General features: G+C 60.3%; 22 protein-coding genes. 16 read left to right on the forward strand and 6 right to left on the reverse strand.

Annotation, left to right across the window (positions count from 1 at the left end):
- Positions 1-8 precede the first annotated feature (8 nt).
- From ruvC to ybgF, 10 genes are all read left to right on the forward strand, one after another.
- Positions 9-548 (forward strand): crossover junction endodeoxyribonuclease RuvC, encoded by a 540-nt coding sequence (gene ruvC / locus OP495_RS06035; protein ID WP_280567840.1) that lies wholly within the window; start codon positions 9-11, stop codon positions 546-548.
- An 80-nt stretch (positions 549-628) separates the two neighbouring features.
- Positions 629-1,243, forward strand: coding sequence for a Holliday junction branch migration protein RuvA (gene ruvA, locus OP495_RS06040; protein ID WP_280561922.1), 615 nt, complete (start codon positions 629-631; stop codon positions 1,241-1,243).
- A 9-nt stretch (positions 1,244-1,252) separates the two neighbouring features.
- Complete coding sequence (gene ruvB / locus OP495_RS06045; protein WP_280561924.1) at positions 1,253-2,308, forward strand: Holliday junction branch migration DNA helicase RuvB; 1,056 nt, start codon at positions 1,253-1,255, stop codon at positions 2,306-2,308.
- A complete protein-coding gene (ybgC, locus tag OP495_RS06050) occupies positions 2,305-2,700 on the forward strand; it encodes a tol-pal system-associated acyl-CoA thioesterase (protein ID WP_280561925.1) in 396 nt (131 codons plus the stop codon). Before ruvB ends, ybgC begins: the two co-directional genes overlap by 4 nt.
- Before the next feature lie 39 nt (positions 2,701-2,739).
- Positions 2,740-3,429, forward strand: a complete 690-nt coding sequence (gene tolQ, locus OP495_RS06055) for a protein TolQ (RefSeq protein ID WP_280561926.1) — start codon at positions 2,740-2,742, stop codon at positions 3,427-3,429.
- A 10-nt stretch (positions 3,430-3,439) separates the two neighbouring features.
- Entirely contained in the window at positions 3,440-3,880 is a 441-nt protein-coding gene (gene tolR, locus OP495_RS06060) for a protein TolR (protein WP_280561927.1), read from the forward strand.
- 9 nt (positions 3,881-3,889) lie between these two features.
- Complete coding sequence (gene tolA / locus OP495_RS06065; RefSeq protein ID WP_280567842.1) at positions 3,890-4,987, forward strand: cell envelope integrity protein TolA; 1,098 nt, start codon at positions 3,890-3,892, stop codon at positions 4,985-4,987.
- Positions 4,984-6,270 carry a Tol-Pal system beta propeller repeat protein TolB gene (gene tolB, locus OP495_RS06070; protein WP_280567845.1) on the forward strand — a complete coding sequence of 429 codons (1,287 nt, stop codon included), beginning with the start codon at positions 4,984-4,986 and terminating at the stop codon, positions 6,268-6,270. Before tolA ends, tolB begins: the two co-directional genes overlap by 4 nt.
- A 41-nt stretch (positions 6,271-6,311) precedes the next feature.
- Positions 6,312-6,845: a peptidoglycan-associated lipoprotein Pal gene (gene pal, locus OP495_RS06075; protein ID WP_280561931.1), complete on the forward strand. Its 534-nt coding sequence runs from the start codon at positions 6,312-6,314 to the stop codon at positions 6,843-6,845.
- A gap of 18 nt (positions 6,846-6,863) precedes the next feature.
- The gene (gene ybgF, locus OP495_RS06080; RefSeq protein ID WP_280567847.1) at positions 6,864-7,670 is read left to right on the forward strand and encodes a tol-pal system protein YbgF; all 807 of its coding nucleotides are present in this window, start codon (positions 6,864-6,866) and stop codon (positions 7,668-7,670) included.
- An 85-nt stretch (positions 7,671-7,755) separates the two neighbouring features.
- Here ybgF and OP495_RS06085 read toward each other — a convergent pair whose 3' ends face one another.
- Both OP495_RS06085 and ubiG read right to left on the reverse strand, forming a co-directional pair.
- Entirely contained in the window at positions 7,756-8,445 is a 690-nt protein-coding gene (locus tag OP495_RS06085; protein ID WP_280567850.1) for an HAD-IA family hydrolase, read from the reverse strand.
- The gene (gene ubiG / locus OP495_RS06090) at positions 8,442-9,179 is read right to left on the reverse strand and encodes a bifunctional 2-polyprenyl-6-hydroxyphenol methylase/3-demethylubiquinol 3-O-methyltransferase UbiG (RefSeq protein ID WP_280567852.1); all 738 of its coding nucleotides are present in this window, start codon (positions 9,177-9,179) and stop codon (positions 8,442-8,444) included. The genes OP495_RS06085 and ubiG overlap by 4 nt, the downstream gene beginning before the upstream one ends.
- Positions 9,180-9,459: 280 nt before the next feature.
- Between ubiG and galU the strand changes: the two genes are divergently transcribed.
- Together galU and OP495_RS06100 are read left to right on the forward strand one after the other, a co-directional pair.
- Positions 9,460-10,347: a UTP--glucose-1-phosphate uridylyltransferase GalU gene (gene galU / locus OP495_RS06095; protein WP_280561937.1), complete on the forward strand. Its 888-nt coding sequence runs from the start codon at positions 9,460-9,462 to the stop codon at positions 10,345-10,347.
- A 4-nt stretch (positions 10,348-10,351) separates the two neighbouring features.
- Positions 10,352-11,644 (forward strand): nucleotide sugar dehydrogenase, encoded by a 1,293-nt coding sequence (locus OP495_RS06100; protein WP_280567853.1) that lies wholly within the window; start codon positions 10,352-10,354, stop codon positions 11,642-11,644.
- Between the two features lie 70 nt (positions 11,645-11,714).
- Here OP495_RS06100 and OP495_RS06105 read toward each other — a convergent pair whose 3' ends face one another.
- On the reverse strand, positions 11,715-12,296 hold the full coding sequence (locus OP495_RS06105) for a Fe-Mn family superoxide dismutase (RefSeq protein ID WP_280561939.1): 582 nt from the start codon (positions 12,294-12,296) through the stop codon (positions 11,715-11,717).
- A gap of 157 nt (positions 12,297-12,453) precedes the next feature.
- Here OP495_RS06105 and OP495_RS06110 point away from each other — a divergent pair, with 157 nt between their 5' ends.
- The 3 genes from OP495_RS06110 to OP495_RS06120 all read left to right on the forward strand — a co-directional run bounded on the left by OP495_RS06110 (position 12,454) and on the right by OP495_RS06120 (position 19,235).
- The gene (locus tag OP495_RS06110) at positions 12,454-13,266 is read left to right on the forward strand and encodes a hypothetical protein (protein ID WP_280567854.1); all 813 of its coding nucleotides are present in this window, start codon (positions 12,454-12,456) and stop codon (positions 13,264-13,266) included.
- A 135-nt stretch (positions 13,267-13,401) separates the two neighbouring features.
- Entirely contained in the window at positions 13,402-15,228 is a 1,827-nt protein-coding gene (locus tag OP495_RS06115; protein WP_280567855.1) for an autotransporter assembly complex family protein, read from the forward strand.
- On the forward strand, positions 15,192-19,235 hold the full coding sequence (locus tag OP495_RS06120; RefSeq protein ID WP_280567857.1) for a translocation/assembly module TamB domain-containing protein: 4,044 nt from the start codon (positions 15,192-15,194) through the stop codon (positions 19,233-19,235). The genes OP495_RS06115 and OP495_RS06120 overlap by 37 nt, the downstream gene beginning before the upstream one ends.
- Here the strand turns inward: OP495_RS06120 and OP495_RS06125 are convergent.
- Positions 19,204-19,683, reverse strand: coding sequence for a YchJ family metal-binding protein (locus OP495_RS06125; RefSeq protein WP_280567860.1), 480 nt, complete (start codon positions 19,681-19,683; stop codon positions 19,204-19,206). The two genes, OP495_RS06120 and OP495_RS06125, sit on opposite strands and share 32 nt — an antisense overlap.
- A gap of 14 nt (positions 19,684-19,697) precedes the next feature.
- Here OP495_RS06125 and msrA point away from each other — a divergent pair, with 14 nt between their 5' ends.
- Positions 19,698-20,333, forward strand: coding sequence for a peptide-methionine (S)-S-oxide reductase MsrA (gene msrA / locus OP495_RS06130; protein ID WP_280561952.1), 636 nt, complete (start codon positions 19,698-19,700; stop codon positions 20,331-20,333).
- A 46-nt stretch (positions 20,334-20,379) separates the two neighbouring features.
- Here the strand turns inward: msrA and OP495_RS06135 are convergent, their stop codons facing one another.
- Positions 20,380-21,408: a hydrolase gene (locus OP495_RS06135; RefSeq protein ID WP_280567863.1), complete on the reverse strand. Its 1,029-nt coding sequence runs from the start codon at positions 21,406-21,408 to the stop codon at positions 20,380-20,382.
- A 95-nt stretch (positions 21,409-21,503) separates the two neighbouring features.
- Positions 21,504-22,421 carry a LysR family transcriptional regulator gene (locus OP495_RS06140; protein WP_280561957.1) on the reverse strand — a complete coding sequence of 306 codons (918 nt, stop codon included), beginning with the start codon at positions 22,419-22,421 and terminating at the stop codon, positions 21,504-21,506.
- Positions 22,422-22,448: the final 27 nt, after the last annotated feature.

Raw genomic sequence — 22,448 nt, forward strand, 5'->3', positions numbered from 1 at the left:
GTGAGTCGATGATCCTGCTGGGAATCGATCCCGGGTCGCGCATCACCGGTTACGGCGTCGTCGATGTCGCCTCGGCGACGCCACGTTACATTGCCAGCGGCTGCATCCGCATCAAGAGCGACCCACTGGCCCAGAAGCTCGCCCAAGTGTATGCCGGCATCGCCGAGTTGATCGGCGTGCATGGTCCGTATGAAGTCGCCATCGAGCAGGTGTTCATGTCCAAGAATGCCGACTCCGCACTCAAGCTGGGGCAGGCACGCGGCACGGCCATCGTCTGCGCCGCCAATCACGGCCTCGAAGTCTTCGAGTACGCCCCCACCCAGATCAAACAGGCCGTCACCGGTACCGGCGCGGGAACCAAGGAGCAAGTACAGCATATGGTGACGGCGATGCTAGGGCTCGACGGCACGCCACAGGCCGATGCCGCCGACGCCCTGGCCATCGCCCTGACCCATGCCTACGCCCGACAAGGGCGGACGCCGCAAGCGGGACGTGGACGGCGGCGAAGCGGTTCTCGTCAGCGTTGGCGGGACTTCCGCCCCGACTGAGGCATTGCATGTGGAGTGCTGGTCAGTCGCGAGGCGGATCAGTATAGTGTCAACCCAGTCAATCGAAGGACTCGATGTGCATGATTGGACGCTTGCGTGGCACCCTGCTGGAAAAGCAACCGCCGTGGATCGTCGTCGATGTCGGCGGCATCGGTTATGAACTGGAGACCTCCATGACCACCCTGCTGGCATTGCCGGCGGTGGGCGAAGAGGTTCAGCTCCACACGCATATGGCGGTGCGCGAGGACGCGCATCTGCTGTATGGCTTTGCACGTGGCGAGGAACGCCAATTGTTTCGCGCCCTGATCAAGGTCAACGGGGTAGGGCCCAAGCTCGCCTTGGCGATTCTCTCTGGTATGGATCAGGAAGCCTTCATCCGCTGCGTCATGGAAGACGACAGCAAGGCGCTGACACGTCTACCCGGGGTCGGCAAGAAAACCGCCGATCGCTTGGTCGTGGAAATGCGTGACCGCTTCCCGCATTGGCAGCTCGAGCAAGAAAACGGACTGCATGCGCTTGAGCTGGGTGCCTCACCCGAAGCGCCTGCAGCCGATCCTTTCGCCGATGCAGAATCGGCCCTCGTCGCTCTGGGCTACAAATCTACTGAAGCCTCGCGCATGCTGTCCGGGCTGGACGAAAGCCTCTCCACGGAAGGCCTGATCAAAGCCGCCTTGACACGCAAGATGGCAGGTTAAGGACCACGAATGATCGATACCGACCGTCTGATTGCGGCACAACCTCAGGGAAGCGAGGTGCACGTGGACCATGCCATCCGGCCGCAGCGGCTTGCCGAGTACATCGGTCAGCCCCGTGTGCGCGAGCAGATGGATATCTTCATCAGCGCGGCCCGTCAGCGCGGCGACAGCCTCGATCATACCCTGATCTTCGGGCCACCCGGCCTTGGCAAGACCACGTTGGCTAACATCATCGCCGCCGAGATGGAGGTCGATATCAAATCGACCTCCGGCCCCGCGCTAGAGCGCGCCGGTGACCTCGCTGCCATGCTCACCAACCTGCAAGCCGGTGATGTGCTGTTCATCGACGAGATCCATCGCCTTCCCGCTTCGGTGGAAGAGGTGCTGTATCCGGCGATGGAGGATTATAAGCTCGACATCATGATCGGCGAGGGACCGGCCGCACGCTCCATTAAACTCGACCTGCCCGCATTCACGCTGGTGGGTGCGACCACACGCGCAGGATTGCTCACGTCACCATTGCGCGATCGGTTCGGTATCGTGCAACGCCTGGAATTCTACGCGGTCGATGAGTTGACCGAGATCGTCGTGCGTTCAGCGCAGTTGCTGGGAGTGGAGGCCGACCGTGACGGTGCGGCCGAAATCGCCCGTCGAGCACGCGGCACGCCGCGCATCGCCAATCGCCTGCTGCGACGCGTGCGTGATTTCACCGAAGTGCGTGGCGACGGTCGCCTGAACGAAGAAATAGCCGATCAAGCGCTGAACATGCTGCATGTCGACCGGCATGGCCTCGACCATATGGACCGACGCCTGTTGATGGCGATGATCGAGAAATTCGATGGCGGCCCGGTCGGCGTCGACAGCCTAGCAGCCGCTATCAGCGAGGAACGCGACACGATCGAGGATGTCCTAGAACCGTACCTGATCCAACAGGGGTTCATGATGCGCACCGCGCGTGGACGTGTGGTGACACGTTTGGCTTACGAACACTTCGGCCTGACGCCGACCGATGCCGTTGTCGCGGCGCCGTCGCTTGACGATAAGCGACAGGAGGGTGGTGCATGAGCGCTTTCACGCATACGGTCAAAGTTTACATCGAAGACACCGATGCCGGCGGCATCGTCTATTACGTCAATTATCTCAAATACATGGAGCGGGCACGCAGCGAGTGGTTAAACCACCACGGCCTGACCCAGCGCGATTTGCTCGCACAGGGTATCCAGCTGGTCGTGCATCAACTGGAATGCCGTTATGCCAAGCCCGCCCACCTCGACGACGAACTGCACATCACGGCAGACGTCGTCGAATCCACTGCCTGCCGAGCGACCTTTGCCCAGACAGTGACACGTCGCGGGGAACGACTGTGCGAAGCCCGGGTAGACATCGTCTGCCTTGAGGCTTCTCGGCTTAAACCCGTACGTTGGCCGGATGCGCTGCAACCGCTAATGCACGGATAAACCAAGCGAAACGAACTCTCAAGCGACACGAGGACTGCCGTGAACGACTCCATGTCCATTCCGCATCTGATCATGAACGCCAGCCTGATCGTTCAACTGGTCATGCTCCTGCTCCTGGCTGCCTCAATAGCCTCATGGATCATCATTTTCCAGCGCAGCATCGCATTGCGTCGCGCCGAAAAGGCGTATCGGGATTTCGAGGACCATTTCTGGTCCGGCGTCGATCTCAACGAGCTCTATCGCGACCTGCCCGCTGAACAGGAGTCAGTGGGCGCAGAGCACGTTTTCCGCTCCGGCTTTCGCGAATTCAATCGTCTGATGCCCAAGACCCAAAGCACCGATGCGGTGCTCGAAGGCGTGCAACGGGGCCAGCGCGTCGCGCTTTCGCGTGAAGAAGACCGCCTGCAGTTGCATCTCACTTTCCTCGCCACGGTCGCTTCGGCGAGCCCTTATATCGGCCTGTTCGGTACCGTATGGGGCATCATGGGATCGTTCCAGAGCTTGTCGATGGCACAGCAGGCGACGCTGTCCACCGTGGCGCCCTGGATCGCAGAAGCGTTGGTCGCCACGGCCATGGGGTTGTTTGCAGCGATTCCTGCGGTGATCTTCTATAACCGACTATCCGCCCATGCGGGACGCTTGCTCGGCAAATACGAAAACTTTGCCGAGGAATTCCACGCCATCCTGCACCGTAATCTGCAAGGGCGTAGCGAACGCGAGGCATCCTGAGGGAGGAAGCATGTACGGATCCTATCATCATCGCCAGCGGCGCAAGCCGATGGGCGAGATCAATGTCGTGCCGTTCATCGATGTGATGTTGGTGCTGCTGGTGATCTTCATGATCACCGCCCCCATGCTCAATCAAGGCGTCGATGTCGAACTGCCACAAGTGTCGTCCGATCCCATCGATACCGAGGAGCAAGAGCCACTGATCGTGTCGGTGGATCGTGAAGGGCAGTACTACATTTCCCTGGGAGACGAAGAGACCTCCGTCGCGCTTGATGAACTCGGCGAAAAGGTCAAGGCCATGTTGAGCCGCAACGCGAATACGCCGGTCATGGTGCGTGGCGATCGTAATGTCGCCTATGGTCAGATCGTGACATTGATGAGTACGCTGCAAGGGTCGGGAGTGGGCAACGTCGGGCTGATCTCCGAACCCCCTTCCGGTGGTGAAGAGTGAGGCATCGACATGGCGAAACGTGAACGCCGTGTAGGCTATGGCTGGCCAGTGCTGCTGGCCACTGGCGTGCATATCGCAGCGCTGATGCTCACTATCGTTAAATGGCCTGAAAGCGAGTCCGACCCGACCTCTTCATCGGTGGTCCAGGCGACGCTAGTGCGCGCTGAAACGGCGACTGATCAACCCCAGCAGACCGAAGATTCCACTCCACCCGCTTCTCAGCCGGAAGAAGAGGATGTGCAGGAACCCGAAGAACCGGCGCCTTCGGAATCGTCCGAAGAGCCAGCGTCCGATAGTGACGCCGAGGTAACGGATAGCGCAGTGGAGGAAGCCCAGGCCGAAGCGCAGCGCTTGCAGGAAGAAGCGCAACGCGCAGAGGAGCAGCGAGCCGAAGCCGAGCGGAAACGCCAGGCAGAAGCCGAAGCCGAGCGGAAGCGCCAGGCAGAAGCCGAAGCCGAGCGGAAGCGTCAGGCAGAAGCAGAAGCCGAACGGAAGCGTCAGGCAGAAGCAGAAGCCGAACGGAAACGCCAGGCAGAAGCCGAAGCCGAGCGGAAGCGCCAGGCAGAAGCCGAAGCCGAGCGGATGCGCCAGGCAGAAGCCGAAGCCGAGCGGAAGCGTCAGGCAGAAGCAGAAGCCGAGCGGAAGCGTCAGGAAGAAGCAGAAGCCGAGCGGAAGCGTCAGGAAGAAGCAGAAGCCGAGCGGAAGCGTCAGGAAGAACTTGCCGAGCGGGCGGCTCAGGCTAATGACTCGTCACTGGACAGCATGATCAGTGATGAAGAACAATCTATTGCTAACGCCAAGCAGGCCAGCGAAGCCGCCAATGGCTTCAAGAACCTGGTTCGCCGCTACGTCGAACAAAACTGGAATATACCTTCCAATGCGTCGTCGGAGTTACGCGCCATCGTGCGAATCCAATTACTACCCACTGGCGAGCTGGTAAGCGCCACGATTACACAAAGTAGTGGCAATTCCGTTTTCGACCATTCCGTGATCAATGCCGTCGAAAAGGCGGCACCATTTCGTGAGATGCGCGAACTCGATGCTTCGGTAAAAGGTCAGTTCCGTGAATTCAATCTGGACTTCAACCCAGAGGACATCCGCCGATGAAACGACTCAATCTTTGGGCAGCCGCGCTGCTGCTGACGTTGTGTGCCGGAATGGCGCATGCCGAGCTGACCATCGAAATCACCAAGGGCAGCGACCAGGCCATTCCCATTGCCATCGTGCCGATGGAAGGTGGAGATGAACTGCCGGAAGAGGTCTCGCGCATCGTCGGCAATGACCTGGAACGCAGCGGTCGTTTCAAGCCATTGTCGCGAGATTCACTGATCTCCCGGCCCAGCAACAGCGATGATGTTCACTATCAGGATTGGCAGCAGTTAGATAGCGAGTACCTGGTGGTGGGCAAGGTCGAGAACCAGGATGGCCAGTACCGCATTCAGTACGAGCTTCTGGACGTCAATGGTGAAGATCGCATGCTAGGCGAAGTCGTGACCTCCAGCCGCGATCAGTTGCGCGACAGCGCACACTATATCAGCGATCAGATCTTTGAAGAGATCACCGGCATTCGTGGCGCTTTCTCGACGAGCATCGCCTATGTCACGTCCAATGGCGTCGATGACAATATCAAATATGCTTTGAATATCGCCGATTCCGACGGGCACAACAACCAGGAGATCCTCTCCTCGGATGAGCCCATCATGTCGCCGGCATGGTCGCCCGACGGTCGCAAGTTGGCCTATGTTTCGTTTGAGACAGGGCGGCCTGCCATCTATGTCCAGAATCTTTCGACAGGGCAGCGTATCCAGTTGACCTCTTTCGAAGGGATCAACGGCGCACCGGCGTGGTCACCGGACGGACGCAAGCTAGCGATGTCCCTTTCCAAGGATGGCCAGCCGGAGATCTACGTCATGGATGTCGGCTCGCGTGATCTCACGCGCCTGACGCATAGCGACGCGATCGACACCGAACCCGAGTGGGCACCGAACGGTCGTAGCCTGATTTTCACCTCCGACCGGAGTGGCAACCCGCAAATTTATCGTTACAACCTGGGTGATGAGCAGGCCCAGCGGATCACCTTCACCGGCAGCTATAATTCACGTGGTCGTTTCAACCCGGACGGTGATGCGATATTTATGGTGACCCGTGACGACGACGGTTTCCACATTGCTCGCCAGGATCTGGATACCGATCGCATGACGGTCCTCACCGATTCCAACTGGGATGAATCTCCCAGTGTCGCGCCGAATGGCACCATGGTAATCTTCGCCACGCAAGAAGGGACCCGCGGTGTATTGGGGGCCGTATCGGACGATGGCAGTGCTTCCTTCCGACTGCCATCGCCGCAAGGAGACGTGCGTGAACCCGCATGGTCACCCTTTTTAGACTAAACCGCGTTAGAGTCATCAGACTTCCAAGCAAGGAGAAAACAATGCAACTCAAACCATATGCCCAAGGTTTCGCTGTCGCCATTTCACTCGCCGTCCTTGCGGGTTGCTCCAGCACCGGAGGCACCCAGGATGGCAGCATGGATGGTACGTCTGGAACAGGTACCGCTGGTTCAGGCTCCGCCTCCAGCCAAGGCATGGAAAGTGGGCAAGGCACTTCGGGAAGCGAGATGAGCGACCGCGATGCCATCCCCGAAGAGCGCACCATCTACTTCGCTTTCGATCGCGACACCATTCGTCCGGAATTCGAATCGGTACTCGAAGCGCATGCTCAATATCTCAAGAATCATCCCAATACCGACGTCGTCCTGGAAGGGCATACTGACGAACGTGGCACTCGCGAGTACAACCTGGGGCTCGGTGAGCGCCGTGCACAAGCCGTCGAGCAGTATCTCAGCGTGGAAGGGGTCTCATCCTCACAGATCGAAATCGTCAGCTATGGCGAAGAGCGTCCGGCGGCACGCGGCCACGATGAAGAATCGTACGCCCAGAATCGCCGCGTCGTCTTTTCCTACTAAACGTCGCCGGAGTCAGGTATGAAACACGGTCTGAAAAGACTGTGCGGCGCGGGAGCCCTGGTGCTCCCGCTGTCCGTATGGGCTCAACCCTCGGTCGATGATTTGAACGACCAGTCCAGTAGCAGTATCTATAGCCAGACTGCCGCGCGTGAAGAATCCAGCGGCGGTGGCGGAAATCTGGCCTTGTTCAATCAACTGCAGGACAGCCAGCGCGAGATCAAGCAATTGCGTGGACAGCTCGAAGAGTTGCGCTACCAGCTCGAACAGCAAAAGAAACTTTCGCAAGAACGTTTTCTGGATCTTGAAAAACGCGTCGATAATATCGCGTCGCGCTCTGACGCCTCCGGGGCTTCTGCCGGCGTCGATAGCGATGCAGCCGAGTCGGTCACCGGAAACGCCGGTACCAACGCATCGCAAGCCGATAGCGCTCAAGAGGGCACGTCAGCCGACCAGGGACGCGAAGATTATCAGGCGGCTTTCAAGAAGGTTCAGGCGCGCAAGTTCGATGCGGCAATTCAGGCCTTCGAGGATTTCATCGGCGACTACCCGAATTCCGATTTACGTCCCAACGCGCATTATTGGCTAGGCGAGTTGTATTCCGCGCAATCGCAGTTGGACACAGCCGCCGATTCTTTCCAGACAGTCATCGATGACTATCCCGACAGCAACAAGGTCGCGGATGCTCTCTACAAGCTGGGATTGCTCAAGGCGCGTCAAGGCCATCCCGATGAGAGCGAGGAACTTCTGAATCGCGTTCGCGACGACTATCCTGATAGCAACGCCGCTGAAATGGCCGAGGACTTTCTCAATCAATCGAACGACTGATAGAGCAAGAATGCTAGAGCAACGCCAAGTGCTCAGGGCGCCGCTCACAAGGGGAGCAGCGTCCGCTTTCGCATAGGCGGTGTCGTCAGCCCGAATGCACAGCCATGTCGTTTTCGCCGGGCCAAAGTGCCTGCGTCAAGCTTTCCGGCGTTTCGAACCAACGATCCACCGGCCAGGTGCTCGGGGCCTCCTCGTCGCCGATATAGCCATAACGTACCGCGATGGCCTGCATGCCTGCCGCCCGTGCCGCCTGCATGTCACGTAGATGGTCACCGATGTACCAGCAATCGCCGGGTGCAATGCCCAAACGCCGCGCCGCCTCGAGTAGCGGCGCAGGGTCGGGCTTCTTGAGCGGTAAGTCATCTGCAGCCAGCAATACGCCGTGCGTCAGATTCAGTGCTTCGACCAGCGGCGCAGCATAGGCGCGCGGTTTGTTGGTTACGATTCCCCAGGGTCGATGTGCGCTGTCCCATGCTGTCAGCAACGGCTCCAGCCCAGGAAACACGCGGCTGTGCTGCGCAACATCGCGCCCGTAGACCTCAAGCAGAAAGCGCCTCGCCTCATCATGATCGGCATGCGTAGGTGCCAATCCCAGCGCCAGTTCTACTAGAGCGCTGCCGCCGTTCGAGACCTGAGGGCGGATAGTCGCATAAGGCAATGGCGCGAGGCCGTGATGTGTTCGCAAGGCATTAGTGGCTTGTGCCAGATCGGGCGCCGTGTCGACGAGCGTGCCGTCGAGATCGAAAAGCAGCGCCGCCGGCTGGGTGTAACTCATTGCGCCTCTCCTGTGCCCGTCCATTCCGGCGTGCAATGCACCATGTAATTCACGGACACATCGTTGGCCACCAGGCGATAGCGCTTGGTCACCGGGTTGTAGGTCAGGCCAGTCTGACGACGCACGCGTAGGCCGGCGTCACGGCACCAGGCCGACAACTCCGCCGGGCGAATGAACTTGTTGTAGGTGTGCGTCCCCCGGGGCAATAGCTGTAACACGTACTCGGCACCTAGAATGGCGAACATATACGCCTTGGGATTGCGGTTGATGGTCGAGAAAAATAAGTGGCCGCCGGGTTTGACCAGCGTCGCGCATGCTCGCACGACCGCCGCTGGATCGGGAACATGCTCGAGCATTTCCAGGCAGGTGACGACATCGAATTCACCAGGGTGCTGGGCGGCCATTTCCTCGGCGCTGATCTGGTGGTAGTCGACTGCGACCTCGCTTTCCTGCTGGTGCAGACGCGCGACGGCGAGCGGTGCTTCTCCCATGTCGATGCCCGTGACCCGAGCGCCGCGATGCGCCATCGCCTCGCTGAGAATGCCGCCACCGCATCCCACATCGATGGCGGTCTTGCCCGCCAGATTGGCCTGCTCATCGATGAAGTTCAGGCGCAGCGGGTTGATCTCATGCAGCGGTTTGAACTCGCTTTCAGGATCCCACCAGCGGCTGGCAAGCGCTTCGAACTTGGCGATCTCGGCGTGATCCACGTTGTTACCGAACGTTTCGCTCATGGGGCTTCCTCTTGGAGAAATGATCGAACCGATGCCGCGGCATACGTATCGAAATCGAATGTTTATATATGTCGTCACGTGCCGGCACGCCAATAACGCACATTCTACAATGTTACGCGCGGATGTTGAGGGGCGCATTCCGCCAACCTCGAAATGCTAGACAGTGCGAACCTCTTTGTCTGAATACCATCAAAAGAATGCCGAATCGGTGGCGCCGCCACGCTTTTCACTATGGCATACTGCCGACACTCGACCCTAGAACGCTAAGGAAGGACCCCTCATGATCAAGAAGGCCGTACTACCCGTCGCTGGACTCGGTACGCGTTGCCTACCTGCCTCCAAGGCCATTCCCAAGGAAATGATCACTATCGTCGACAAGCCGGTCATTCAGTACGTCGTCGAAGAGGCGGTGGCCGCCGGCATCAAGGAAATCGTGCTGGTGACGCACTCCAGTAAAAGCGCCATCGAGAACCACTTCGACAAGAACTTCGAGCTCGAGGCGATGCTCGAGGCCAAGGGCAAGGATGAATTACTCGCCGAAGTGCGCAACATCGTCCCCGAGGATGTGAGCATCATCGCCGTGCGCCAGTCGGTCGCCCTGGGGCTTGGGCACGCCGTACTATGCGCGCAGTCAGTGATTGGCGACGATCCGTTTGCCGTGCTGCTGCCCGACGTGCTGGTAGATGCCGGCAATCTATCGCAGAACGATCTGGCCGGCATGATCGCGGCTTACGACAAGAGCGGTCAGGCACAGATCATGGTCGAAAACGTGCCACAAGAGATGACCCACAAATATGGGATCGTCGCGCTCGAGGGCGAGACACCAGCCCCCGGTGATAGCGCACCGCTGACGGGCATGGTCGAAAAACCCAAGGTGGAGGAAGCACCTTCCAGCCTGGCGGTGATCGGGCGTTATCTGTTGCCGGCCGCCATCTTCCCATTGCTGGCTGAAACCAAACCCGGTGCGGGGAATGAGATCCAGCTTACCGATGCCCTCGAGGTCCTTCGCCAGCAGCAGGGCGCCGAAGCTTATCGCATGCGTGGCAATACCTACGATTGCGGGCATCAACTAGGCTACCTGGAAGCCACACTGGCACTCGCCAAGCGTCATCCCCAGTATGGCGAAGGCTTCCGCTCCCTATTGAGCCGTTACGCAAACGAGGGCTGATGCCATGCGCGTGAACGTGTATGGAAGCGAGCTATCGGCGGGCGTGGCAGCGGCAGCGCTTTCCTCGGTGGGGCACCAGGTCGACTGGTGCCCGCATCCCGAATTGCCCTGGCAACGTCTGGAGCATGCCGAATGGTTGCTTCGCGAACCGGGACTCAAGTCCCAGATCGATGCAGGGTGTCGCTCGGGCCTGCTACGCCTGGTCGATACGCCCGCGCGGGAAGATATCGAGATTCATTGGCTGGCGCTGGCTCCGGACCAACGTGAATCTGCGGAAGCCTATGTGGCCGATATCCCCGCAGCGCAAAGCACTCCGCTGGTGATCGTCAATAATTCGACGTTTCCGGTCGGGCACACCGAACGCCTCGAGGCGTTGCTTGGCCATACCGGCCAAGCGGCAGTCGCCTTGCCGGACATGCTGGAAGAAGGCCGTGCCTGGGAAACCTTCACCCGCCCGGCACGCTGGTTGCTAGGTAGCGAAGATAGCCAGGCCACTGCCCAGGTACGCGAGCTGCTGCGTGCCTTCAACCGGCGCCAGGACGTCTTCCAGCTCATGCCGCGCCGCGCTGCGGAGCTCGCCAAACTGGCGATCATCGGCATGTTGGCGACACGCATCAGTTATATGAACGAGTTGGCAGGCCTGGCCGACTCCCTGGATGTCGATGTCGAACACGTCCGCCTGGGAATGGGCGCCGATAGCCGTATCGGTTTCGAGTACCTATATCCCGGCTGTGGCTTTGGCGGTCCCAGCTTCTCGCGTGATCTCATGCGGCTGGCCGATGTTCAACATGCCTCCGGTCGCGAGTCGTTACTGCTCGAGCATGTCCTCGACATCAACGAGCAGAAGAAGGAGACGCTGTTCCGCAAATTCTGGCACTACTTCCATGGACAGCTCTACGAGCGGCGCGTCGCCATCTGGGGAGCGGCGTTCAAGCCCGGGACCACCCGCATCGACCAAGCGCCGGTGCTCACCTTGATCGATGCGCTGTTGGCGCAGGGCGTTAACGTCAGCATTCACGACCCCGAGGCGTTGCCGGCACTGTGTGAGCTCTACGAGCAGCATCCTCGCGTACGCTTTTGCGACGATGATTTCTACGCCGCTTGCGAGGGAGCGGATGCTCTGATGCTGGTCACCGAGTGGAAATGCTACTGGAACCCCAATTGGCGCCGCCTGAGCGAACTCATGATCACGCCATTGATTCTTGATGGCCGCAATATTTACGATCCCGATTATGTTGCGGCACGTGGCTTGATCTATCGGGGGATCGGTCGGCGAGCGGATCCGGTCAACGCCTGAAGGACATACGCCCCCTCAACGCGGGGCGTGCATGATACGCGTCGACGTCAGAGCTTATCTCGCTGGGTGATCAATCATTGAAGTTCTGGGCGATGAAATCCCAGTTGATGACATTCCAAACGGCATCCAGGTATTTGGGACGCGCATTGCGATAATCGATGTAGTAAGCATGCTCCCAGACATCGATGGTCATCAGCGGCGTCTGGCCGTGCACGATGGGGCAGTCGGCATCGTCGGTGTTGCTGATGTCCACCCCGCCGTCGGCGGTCTTGATCAGCCAGGTCCAGCCAGAGCCGAAATTACCTGCCGCCTTGGCATTGAACGCCTCCTTGAACTGCTCGAAGGAGCCGAACGTCACCTTGATCGCATCGCCTAGCGCGCCCTTGGGTTCGCCACCACCGTGCGGAGAGAGACAGTGCCAGTAAAAAGTATGGTTCCATACTTGGGCCGCCTGATTGAACAGGACGCCGGAAGCCGATTGAATGATCTCTTCGAGCGACTTGTCGTCGTCGGCGGTGCCCTGGGTCAGCTCGTTGAGCTTGTTCACGTAGGCTTGATGATGCTTAGCGTAGTGATACTCCAGTGTTTCGGCGGAGATATACGGTTCGAGCGCGTTTTTTTCATACGGCAGGGCGGGTAGTTCAAAGGCCATGGTGTTCTCCTTTTGCTAAAAAACCTTACAATACCAAGCATCTGCGTTCTCAACGGCGCCCGGCATCTTAGCACCGGCCCCGGTAAGCGCCAATTTCGCCACACCCGTGGATGCGCCAGGGTATTGATACATAACGTAGTCGAGACGAGAGCCGAGCATGTCTGAACGACCGGAAGGAACACGTCAGGAACCGCGTATCGTACCCGAGCGCGATACCGATCCCATCGCCGACAGCCGTCCACGCCCTGCCGGCAAAGGTACGCGGCGTCGACGCTCACGCGTCTGGCCACTGTGGTGTCTGACGTTACTTCTCATCGTCGCCCTGGCGGGGATCGCGAGCTTTTACTGGCAAGAGCGTCAAGCCTGGCAGGCGCGGTTTTCCAACCTCGAAGCACGTCAAAACACCTTGACCGATCGCCTCGACGCCACGGGCAGTTCACTGGATGCCTCCGGCGACAGCCTGCGCGATGAACTGGACCGGCTGCGCTCCGAATTGGATTCCTCCCGTGCCGTGATCGGCAATCTGGAAAACAAGGTTAGCGAACTGGAGGAAGGCACGGGATCGAGCAGCGCCCTGAAGAATTTACGCGAGACGCAAGGCACGCAGCAAACGCTCATTGCCGCCCAGCAAGCCTCACTCAAGGCCCTGGAAAGCACCGGCGAGGATGCGCGCGCTACCTTGTCGTCACGCCTGGAGTCACTCTCCTCGCGTCAGGAAGAGCAGGGCAGTGGGCTCGAGACGCTGACACAGCGTCTCGAGGGACTGGCCGACACACGGCAGGCCCGTGGCGAAACGCTTGACGACCTGCAAGACAACCTCGACGATCTGAGCGCTCGGCTCGCATCACTATCAGGTGACCACGATGAAGTCGCCAATGAGGTCGCTAGCATTCAGGACGACTTACGGGAACTTCGCCAGGGACAATTGGCTCTCAATGCCAATGTGGAAGCACTTTCCGCTTCTCAGTAATGCCGCCGTCGACTAATTACGCGATCTCACGACAAGGATTGAGTCATTGGAAATCAGCCGAGATCAATGCCCGGGAGTTATCGCCCCTCCACGGATGGACGTTGTCGATCAACAACGCTGGAGAGGCTGACCTCGATGCGCCATTCCATGACACGGCGCATCCTGTGGGGAGCGGCATTGAGTATCGTCACGTCCGGCGCTTATGCGCTGGACGCGTCCGTTGAGGGACTCGAAGGCCCCGCTGCTGACAATATCGTCACCTTCCTGCGCGCGATCGATACCCAGAACATCAGCGAGGATCGTCTGGACAGCGAGGTCCGCGATCGCACCCAACGGGCATTGCGTGCCTTCGGCTATTACTCACCCCAGATCGAAACAGTGTATCCCGACGGAACGTTCGATGCCGATGCCGTTATTACCATCGACCCCGGTCCACAGACACATATCACTCAGCTCGACGTGGGCATCGATGGCGAGGCCCACGATGACAGCGCCTTTCAGCGCGCACTCGATCAAGTGGCGCTCAAGGAAGGCGATGCATTACGCCATGATCGCTACGAAAGCGCCAAGAGCCGCTTCTCCACATTGGCGCTCGCGCGCGGCTATTTCGATGCCGGTTTTACCCAACGGCGGATGGAAGTGCGCCCCTGGGAGTCAAGCGCTCGTATCTTCCTGAGGATGAATAGCGGGCCGCGTTATCATTTCGGCAATATCCGTTTCTCGGGGAACCAGATCGAAGAAGATCGCCTGCGCCGCATGTTACCGTTCGAGGACGGTGATCCCTACCTGGCCGGGCAACTGGCCGAGTACAACCAGCGTCTGGGGAAAACCGACTGGTTTCGCGGCATTGCCGTGCGTCCTCGTATCGACAGCGGCGGGCGTGGCGCGAATAGCGGACAATGGTGGCAAGAAGCCACCGGGCGCAGACCGCCTTTGACGAGTGGCCCAGGGTTTGCCGCCGTGCGCCGACTGCATGGCCAGCAGCGCACCGATGTGCCGGTCGATGTCTCTGTGATTCCCGCCGACCGCCATCAGTTCGAAACCGGGATCGGCTACGCCACTGATGTGGGGCCACGCGTTCAATTCAGTTGGGACATGCCTTGGCTCAATGATCGTGGCCACAGCCTCTCGAATGCCTTGTACCTCTCGGGTCCCGAACAGCGCTTCGACGGTGAGTATCTGATACCGCTGGCAGACCCGCTACGCGATAACTACCGTCTAGGCTACGGTCTGCGCAAACTCGACAACGAGGACACACAAAGTTTCGAGAGTTCGGTCGAGTTGGCACGCCGTTGGAAATTCGATGACGACTGGGTGCAAGAGCTCTATTTTCGTACCACATACGAGGATTTCACCCAGGCGGATCAGGACGAACAAGTCCTGCTGCTTTATCCCGGGATCAGTTGGACCCGTAATCGAACGCGGCAACCCAATTTTCCCATGTGGGGTGATCGGCAGCGGTTGGCGCTGGAAGTCTCCGATCCCAAGTGGGGGTCGGACGCGCGCTTTGTACGCACGACGTTCGACTCACAGTGGATTCGCTCGCTGGGCCAGAACAATCGCTTCGTCGGCCGCGTGGGCGGTGGCGCCATGGCGACCGACACCTTCGACAAGATCCCTCCGTCACTGCGTTTCTTTGCCGGGGGCGATCAAAGCGTGCGCGGCTACAGCTACGAGAGCCTGTCGCCGGAGAATGACGACGGCGAACTACTCGGGGGCCAGCACATGCTGACCGCCAGCGCCGAGTACCAGCGACGGGTTACCGGCAACTGGTGGGGAGCAACGTTCATCGACACCGGCAACGCCTTCGATGAATGGTGGCCCGAGGAACTCAAGACCGGTGCGGGTATCGGTGTGCGATGGATTTCGCCTGTGGGCCCCGTACGTTTCGATATCGCCCATCCTTTCGACAATGAGGAGGACGCGTGGCGTCTGCACTTCGCCATCGGACCGGAATTCTGATCCGTGCACTGATTTATGTACCGCTGTGGCTCTTGGGACTGGTGTTGTTGTTGCTCGGGGCGGCCTTGTCGCCCTGGGGGACCGCGTGGCTGGCCGATCAGGGTCAGTCACGCGGCTGGTACGAAGTCGATGGGGTAGAAGGGGCACCGCTGGACACGCTGACGTTACGTGGCCTGCACCTCGATATCGGCTCTCTCATCCTCGATGTCGAGCGCTTGCATCTGAGCTGGGCCGACGATTGTCTGCTGGACGGCAAACTCTGCCTTCAAGGGCTGCAAGTCGAAGGTGCGCACGTTGCCTTGGCATCTGGCGAGTCCGGCGATGACGCCCAAGCCGATGCATCGTCCGACGGGGGAATGCCGGCGCTGTGGTTTCCGTTTCCCATCGAGATACGCGCCCTCGGGCTCGAGGACGTACGCGTCGATCTGGCCGATGGCACGCAAGTGCACTGGGATGACTTCACCACCGGTGCGCGCGTCTCCGGCAAAGACCTCACATTACTGCCCACCCGCCTGGAGGGGGCACAACTATACCTGCCTTTGAGCGAGGGGCAGCGCCTGACCCAAGGGATGGCATCGCCGAGCATTCCTGCAGGTACTATCGATGCGGCCTCACAGGCGGCGGTGGGCAGCTCTGCCGAGGAAAACGCCTCCCATGACGCGTCTGCGACCAATGAAGCGTCTGCGGTTGATAACAAGACAGCCGATACCGATGACGAACAACGCCGCTTGGCATTGCCCGAGATCGACTTGCCACTCGATATTCGCGCTCCAAGTCTAGTGGTCGACGACTTCCAGTTGCGTGGCGCAACGTCCTACCATCTGACGCGAGCCACGCTGTCGATTTCCAGCGAAGGCAGCGATGTCGCCATTCATCGGCTGCACGTGCTCAGCGATGACGGTGAGGCGGAACTTGCCCTGCAGACGACTCTGAGCGGCGACTACCCCCTCCATGGCAGCTTGGACGCGCACATCGCGCGTGCCCCGCTGGCCGGTCAGCGGGCCGAGTTGACGTTGGATGGCTCCCTGGCCGATCTGGCGCTCGACCTCGACGCCAGCGGCCCCGTCACGGCCACGCTGAAGGGCACGGTCGATGCGCTCGCTCCGACCTTGCCATTCAATCTATCGCTCGATGCCAACGATATCACTTGGCCGCTGGCGGGCACGCTCACCGCGCCTGAGCTCACGGCGCGAAGTCGTCTCGACGCCGCCGCTGTGTCGGCAGCGCAGCACGTAGGCGCAGGCAAGGCAGACTATCGGCTCGACACGCTCCAACTCGACGCCGATGGCTCGCTGGAGGATTATCGCGTCGCACTCGACTTGACGGCGCGCGGGGACGGCCTTCCCGAAAGCCGGTTGACGCTCGATGGCCGTGGCGACGCCGCGCACTTTGCCTGGTCACCGCTCACGCTCCAGGCCGAAGGCGGCACCTTGAGCGGTCGTGGCCAAGTGGACTGGTCCTCGGCGCTATCGGTGGAAAGCGATCTCCAACTCGACAAGCTGCCCGTGGGCGCCTTCACTGAGGCCGTCGAGGGGATGCTCAACGGTAAGGCGCGCGTCGGCTTCGACATGCAGCCTCAAGGCTGGCGGCTGCGCATACCGCAGTTGGCCATCGACGGGACCTTGCAAGACAGAGCCCTACGTTTGAATGCCAAACTCAGTGGCAATAGCCAGATGCAATGGGCGATCGACCAGCTCGACCTTCGCCAAGGCGATAATCGCATCACTGCGGAAGGCAACATCGGGGAGCGTCTGGACCTGCGCAGTCGCATTGAGGCGCCGCAGCTCTCTACGCTTTGGCCCGGGCTCGGTGGCACCTTGCAGGGCGATCTCGACGCCCAAGGCTCGCTCGAATCGCCACGTCTCGATCTCGACATGTCTGGAGAAGCGCTGCGCTATCAGACGCAACAAGTCCAGTCCTTGTCGCTGAAGGCGCATAGCGAAGGGATCGACGACCCGCGTGTGAATGTCGACGTGTCTATCGAAGGACTCGAGGCCGGCGGCCAACGTGTCGATGCCCTGAGCCTCGCGCTGGGTGGGCATCTTTCCCAGCACACGCTGAAACTCGATGCTCAACTGGGAAGCGGCCTGCCGCTCTCACAGGCGGGTCTCACGCTCGACGGTCAGTACGACGCAGACGCTCAGCGCTATCGCGGGTCGCTGGCGCCCCTCGAGCTGGCGACTCAATACGGCGATATCGCGCTCGATGACGCTCTGGAATTCAATGCCGATATTGCCGCCCAACGCGTGACACTCTCACCGTTCTGTCTGGTTCGCCAGCAGGGCGGCGAGGCGTGTCTCGTCGACCGAGCGCGACTCTCCGCCGATACTGGCGACGCGTCGCTGGCCTTGCGCGACATTCCCATGGACCTGCTTGCCGACAAGCTGCCGTCCGGCTGGCACGTGGACGGTGATACCCAAGGCGAGGCCAATCTGAGTTGGCAACAGGCGGGCCAACAGTGGCACGCCGAGGGTCAGATCGATAGCCAGCTGGACGTCACCGGCGAAGATGCGCGTGGCAACCCCTGGGAACTGCCGGACAGCCGCCTCGCGGTGAGGTTCGATGCCACGCCATCTCGCGCCGATACACGGCTGACACTCGATCAGGGCGATACCGGGCAATTGGCGCTGACGCTGGGTATCGACGATCCGCTGGGTGACGCCGCCTTGGAAGGGCGCCTGCAGGTCGATGATGTTGCCTTCGCGCCGTATCGCGCACTCGTCGAAGGTTTATCCAACCTCGAAGGGGCACTCGCCGGTGATGTCACCTTCGCTGGAACGTTGCGTGAGCCCGCGCTCGATGGCGAACTGACTGTCGAGGGCGTAAAAGCACGTGGCGCGGCCATTCCCGTGGCGATACGCGATGCCCGTCTGGGCATTGACTTCGCTGGACAACGCGCCGACGTCGAAGGGTTTGTGGCCGGTGAGAAAGGGCAGCTTAACCTGGATGGCGAGGCCGACTGGCAGGCCCCATCAGCCTGGCAGGCACGTTTAGGCATTGAGGGGCAGGACAACCCGCTGGAGGTCAGTCTGCCGGATTTCGGGCGCTTGCGTGTCGCCCCGGACTTACGTGTCGACGCCAATCCAGACCGCTTACAAGTACGCGGTAATGTCGATGTGCCCTGGGCGCGCCTTGAGGTGGGCAAGATTCCACCCTCCGCCGTGGCACCGAGCAGCGACGAGGTCATCATCACGCGTGAGGAGGATGCTGCCCAGCAAGAAGCCGAAGCGTCGGGTGAGCAGGGCGAAGCCACGGCCCAAGCGCTCTCAGATGCCGGCATGGCGTTAGATATCAGCGTCATGCTGCATCTCGGTCCGGACATGAGCCTGGAAGCTTATGGCCTCGAGTCACAATTGGAAGGCCAACTCGAAGTGCGCCAGGGCAGCGGGCCGGTACAGTTGTTCGGCGATGTCAACTTGGTCGACGGTAGTTATACCGCATTCGGACAGGATCTGATCATTCGCCAGGGGCAGATTCTCTTCAGCGGGCCGGCATCCCAACCGCGTCTGCAATTCGAGGCGATTCGCAATCCCGACACCATCGAGGACGACGTGACCGCAGGTCTACGCGTCACGGGCCGGGCGGAAAGCCCGCAATTGAGCATTTTCTCGGAACCCGCGATGTCGGAAAGCCGGGCTCTTTCCTATCTGCTTAGAGGCCGAGCCCCGGGTGACGACGGCGGCGATGGGGCGCTGACCTCAGCGCTGATCGGGCTCTCGCTGTCGCAAAGTGGGCGCGCCGTGGGCCAACTCGGCCAGGCATTCGGGGTCGATGATTTAAGTCTCGACACCTCGGGCTCGGGCGAGGATAGTCAGGTCGTCGTCAGTGGCTATGTCTTCGATGACTTGAAAGTTAGCTACGGCGTTGGCATTTTCTCTCCCATTGCCGAGTTGACACTGCGCTATCGACTGATTCAGAACCTGTATCTGGAAGCGGTATCCGGCGCGGCTCAAGCACTCGACTTGATCTATACCTTCAGCCTCGGGCGCAGCAGCGCTTCGCCTTGAGGCCACTGCCGCAGGGACACGCGGCATTGCGGCCGATGTCACGGCGACGCCACTGGGTGTCGCCGTCGACATAGAACCACTGGTCGGCATGAGTGACGAACCGAAAGCGGCTAGTTTCGGTAAGGCGCTGAAAGCCATCGGTGTCGATGAAATCGGCACTAAACGTTACCGTGCCTTTCTCGCCTTGTTGGGTGCTGTCATGGATGATCAGCTTCAGCCAACGTGCTGTGTTCGTGGCCAGAGAGTCGCGGGTAGGGCATGTGGCGGGATCCCAGGTAGCGATCAACGCGTCGTACGCATCGCGCGCGAAAGCGCTATAGCGTGCTCGCATCAGCGCCTCGGGTGTCCTGGCGCGGCGCGGGTCCTCATGGATCGGCGCGCAGCATTCATCGAAGCGCCGTGGCTGCCCACAGGGGCAGGTGTTGGACGCTTTTTTACTCATCGTCATGCGAGATTTTCCCTATGTGGCCACAAGAATCGCTCGAGCTTCCCACGCCGGAAACGGCACTCGAGGGGCGTGATACGCCTATACGTATCAGCGGCACTCATTATGTCAACGGTCGCTCGATGTTGTCGCCGTTCCCGGAAGGGCATGAGGAAATCGTGCTAGGGCTTGGTTGTTTCTGGGGTGCAGAGCGTCTGTTCTGGGAAATGCCGGGTGTTTACGTGACAGCGGTGGGTTACGCTGGCGGCTATACGCCCAACCCGACCTACGAGGAAGCCTGCACTGGGCATACCGGACACGCCGAGGTAGTCCATGTCGTGTTCGACCCCACCGAAATCGGATTACCCGAATTGCTGCGTGCTTTCTGGGAAGCGCACGATCCGACGCAAGGCATGCGCCAAGGCAATGACATCGGCAGCCAGTACCGGAGCGTCATCTACACCACGGATGAGCTACAGCGCCCACTGGTCGACAAGAGCTGGCAAGAATACGACCAGGCCCTTCGTCAGCAAGGGTTGGGGAATGTCACCACGGAAGTCGCACCGCTCGAGGTCTTTTATTATGCGGAAGAGTACCACCAGCAGTATCTGGCCAAGAATCCGGCGGGATATTGCGGCCTCAAGGGCACAGGAGTGGCTTGCCCGGTGACGTGAAGGGCCAGGCCTCTTACCCGCCCCTCTCCTGAAAGCTTGACGAGCATCAACCGTCGGGACCCGCCGCCAGCGAGCGGTGGGGAGCCAAATGCGCGGCCCAACATTCCAATTGCCATGCGACACGCCGTGCCAGCCAGGAGCCGAGTCGGCCCTGGCGTGACTCGACAAAGCCGACATGCCCGCCTTGGCGGGCGATTTCCAGGCCTACGGCATCGGCTGGAGCCGGCAGCCGAGAGAACAGGTCGGCGGGCATGAAGGGATCGTCTGCGGCATGCAGGATCAAGGTCGGCAGTTCTATGTCGCCCAGCAGACGACCGGCGGAAGCGCGCCGATAATAGTCACTGGCCGACTGAAAACCGTGTAAAGGCGCCGTGACGGCGTTGTCGTACGCCCAGAACGTCTCCAGGCCTGCGAGCTGTCGTGCGCTGAGCGTGATCGGCAGGGGGCCGGCCGCCAGTTTGGTGATAACCTTGCGTTTGAGGGCGTGGAGCAGGTGACGCTGATAGACGCGAGAAAAGCCGCGGTTGAGCGCATCGGCGCTGGCTGCCAGATCGAGTGGCGCACTAATGGCAATGGCCCCGGCCAGATCGAGGCCGTCGCCACCTTGCTCGGCGACCAATTTGAGAAGCATGTTGCCGCCCAGCGAGACACCGGCCGCGACCTTGATGGCGCGTGGATAACGTAGCGCCAACTGCCCAATGACCCAATAGGCATCCGCCGTATCACCCGAATGATAGGCCCGGGCAAGCCGGTTGGGCGCCTGCCCACAGCCACGAAAGTGCATCAGAACCGCCCGCCAGCCCATTTCACTCGCCGCGCGCATCAGCTCGCGTGCATACGGTGAGTCGAACGAGCCTTCCAAGCCATGAAACAGTACGAACACCGGTGCGTCCGCTCGCGTAGGGGCCGGCAGGGCCCAGGCCAGCTCGACGAAGTCGCCATCGGGCAAGTTGATGATTTCCGTTTCACGCTCAAGCGAGGGCAAACGGAGAAAGCGAGGCAGCAGGGTCTGCACATGGCGATTACCCAGCCCTCGTGGCGCGCAAAAATCGGCGCAAAACAGCGTGCGTGACATCGGCGTTGCTCTTGCGAATCTATCTGTAGCTTAGGCGCTGTCTGCAAAGTCGGCGAGCGAATGCCTAACGCGTTGCGCTTGCTCGGCAAGTACATTCAGGCATTACCGTACGTTGCCTCGAGTTGTTGCCATAAACCGGGCACACCGGGGTGACGTGAATCCTTGCGGACGTACAAACGCAGATCCAGCGGGACATCCCAACGCTCATCGCCGGCGCGCACCAATTCGCCATTGGCCATCGGCGTAATCACGCTGCGCTGCGGCAGCCATCCAAGCCCGTAGCCTTGTACTACCAGCTCGCGAATATTAGTGGCTTGCACACTTTCATTGAGCGTATTCAGGTAGACGGCATCCGGCTGGCGGCCAAGGTGCGCCTCGAGCGCGGCCGCCATCAATCCGCGTGGATGAAAGGCAATCAGCGGTTGGGGCTGGCGGCGCGTTCCTGGCAACGAAAAGCGTGAACGCCCCTCGGTATCGGGAGCGCTCACCGGAACGAGTCGCTCTTCGCCCAGACTCAGATATTCAAGCTCACTCATCTCAATATCGAGAGCGATACGTCCATGCGGCCAGTAAAAAAGTGCTAAATCACATTCGCCGCGTTCCAGTCCATGCAGATAATCACCGATCAACCAGCTCGTGGCGCGCAAGTAAGGCGATATCGCCGGTGTCAGGCCGTGCTGATCGAGCCAACCGGGCAGGAAGTTCGACACCAAGCTCTGCGGCGCGGCCAGCAGGATGCGCCTGGCTTCATCGGCTGCAATCGACTGCAAACGGTCACGCGTCAATCGCACGCGCTCGGTGATCTGCTCGCAAAGCGCTAGAAACTCCTCGCCGGCGGGCGTCAGACTCAACGGCAGCGTTTGGCGGTTGATCAAGGTGGTCCCCATTTCCTCCTCGAGCAGCTTGATACGCCGCGAAAAAGTCGGTTGGGTCACATTCTGGGCATCGGCGGCCCGGGAAAAATGGCGTTCCCTGGCCAGCACGATGAAGTCTTCGAGCCAGCGAATTTCCATCTTCAGACGCCATCCATCATCGTTGAC

This window comes from Chromohalobacter sp. 296-RDG (assembly GCF_029889885.1).
Classification (GTDB): Bacteria; Pseudomonadota; Gammaproteobacteria; order Pseudomonadales; family Halomonadaceae; genus Chromohalobacter.

Excerpts from the sequence above, each read along its gene's own strand:
- OP495_RS06110 (WP_280567854.1), top strand. The coding sequence starts at position 12,454 with ATGTCTGAACGACCGGAAGGAACACGTCAGGAACCGCGTATCGTACCC.
- OP495_RS06115 (WP_280567855.1), top strand. The coding sequence starts at position 13,402 with ATGCGCCATTCCATGACACGGCGCATCCTGTGGGGAGCGGCATTGAGT.
- msrA (WP_280561952.1), top strand. The coding sequence starts at position 19,698 with ATGTGGCCACAAGAATCGCTCGAGCTTCCCACGCCGGAAACGGCACTC.
- OP495_RS06140 (WP_280561957.1), bottom strand. The coding sequence starts at position 22,421 with ATGGAAATTCGCTGGCTCGAAGACTTCATCGTGCTGGCCAGGGAACGC.
- ruvB (WP_280561924.1), top strand. The coding sequence starts at position 1,253 with ATGATCGATACCGACCGTCTGATTGCGGCACAACCTCAGGGAAGCGAG.
- tolA (WP_280567842.1), top strand. The coding sequence starts at position 3,890 with ATGGCGAAACGTGAACGCCGTGTAGGCTATGGCTGGCCAGTGCTGCTG.
- ruvA (WP_280561922.1), top strand. The coding sequence starts at position 629 with ATGATTGGACGCTTGCGTGGCACCCTGCTGGAAAAGCAACCGCCGTGG.
- pal (WP_280561931.1), top strand. The coding sequence starts at position 6,312 with ATGCAACTCAAACCATATGCCCAAGGTTTCGCTGTCGCCATTTCACTC.
- OP495_RS06100 (WP_280567853.1), top strand. The coding sequence starts at position 10,352 with ATGCGCGTGAACGTGTATGGAAGCGAGCTATCGGCGGGCGTGGCAGCG.
- ybgC (WP_280561925.1), top strand. The coding sequence starts at position 2,305 with ATGAGCGCTTTCACGCATACGGTCAAAGTTTACATCGAAGACACCGAT.
- tolR (WP_280561927.1), top strand. The coding sequence starts at position 3,440 with ATGTACGGATCCTATCATCATCGCCAGCGGCGCAAGCCGATGGGCGAG.
- OP495_RS06085 (WP_280567850.1), bottom strand. The coding sequence starts at position 8,445 with ATGAGTTACACCCAGCCGGCGGCGCTGCTTTTCGATCTCGACGGCACG.
- OP495_RS06135 (WP_280567863.1), bottom strand. The coding sequence starts at position 21,408 with ATGTCACGCACGCTGTTTTGCGCCGATTTTTGCGCGCCACGAGGGCTG.
- ruvC (WP_280567840.1), top strand. The coding sequence starts at position 9 with ATGATCCTGCTGGGAATCGATCCCGGGTCGCGCATCACCGGTTACGGC.
- tolB (WP_280567845.1), top strand. The coding sequence starts at position 4,984 with ATGAAACGACTCAATCTTTGGGCAGCCGCGCTGCTGCTGACGTTGTGT.
- OP495_RS06105 (WP_280561939.1), bottom strand. The coding sequence starts at position 12,296 with ATGGCCTTTGAACTACCCGCCCTGCCGTATGAAAAAAACGCGCTCGAA.
- galU (WP_280561937.1), top strand. The coding sequence starts at position 9,460 with ATGATCAAGAAGGCCGTACTACCCGTCGCTGGACTCGGTACGCGTTGC.
- ybgF (WP_280567847.1), top strand. The coding sequence starts at position 6,864 with ATGAAACACGGTCTGAAAAGACTGTGCGGCGCGGGAGCCCTGGTGCTC.
- OP495_RS06125 (WP_280567860.1), bottom strand. The coding sequence starts at position 19,683 with ATGACGATGAGTAAAAAAGCGTCCAACACCTGCCCCTGTGGGCAGCCA.
- ubiG (WP_280567852.1), bottom strand. The coding sequence starts at position 9,179 with ATGAGCGAAACGTTCGGTAACAACGTGGATCACGCCGAGATCGCCAAG.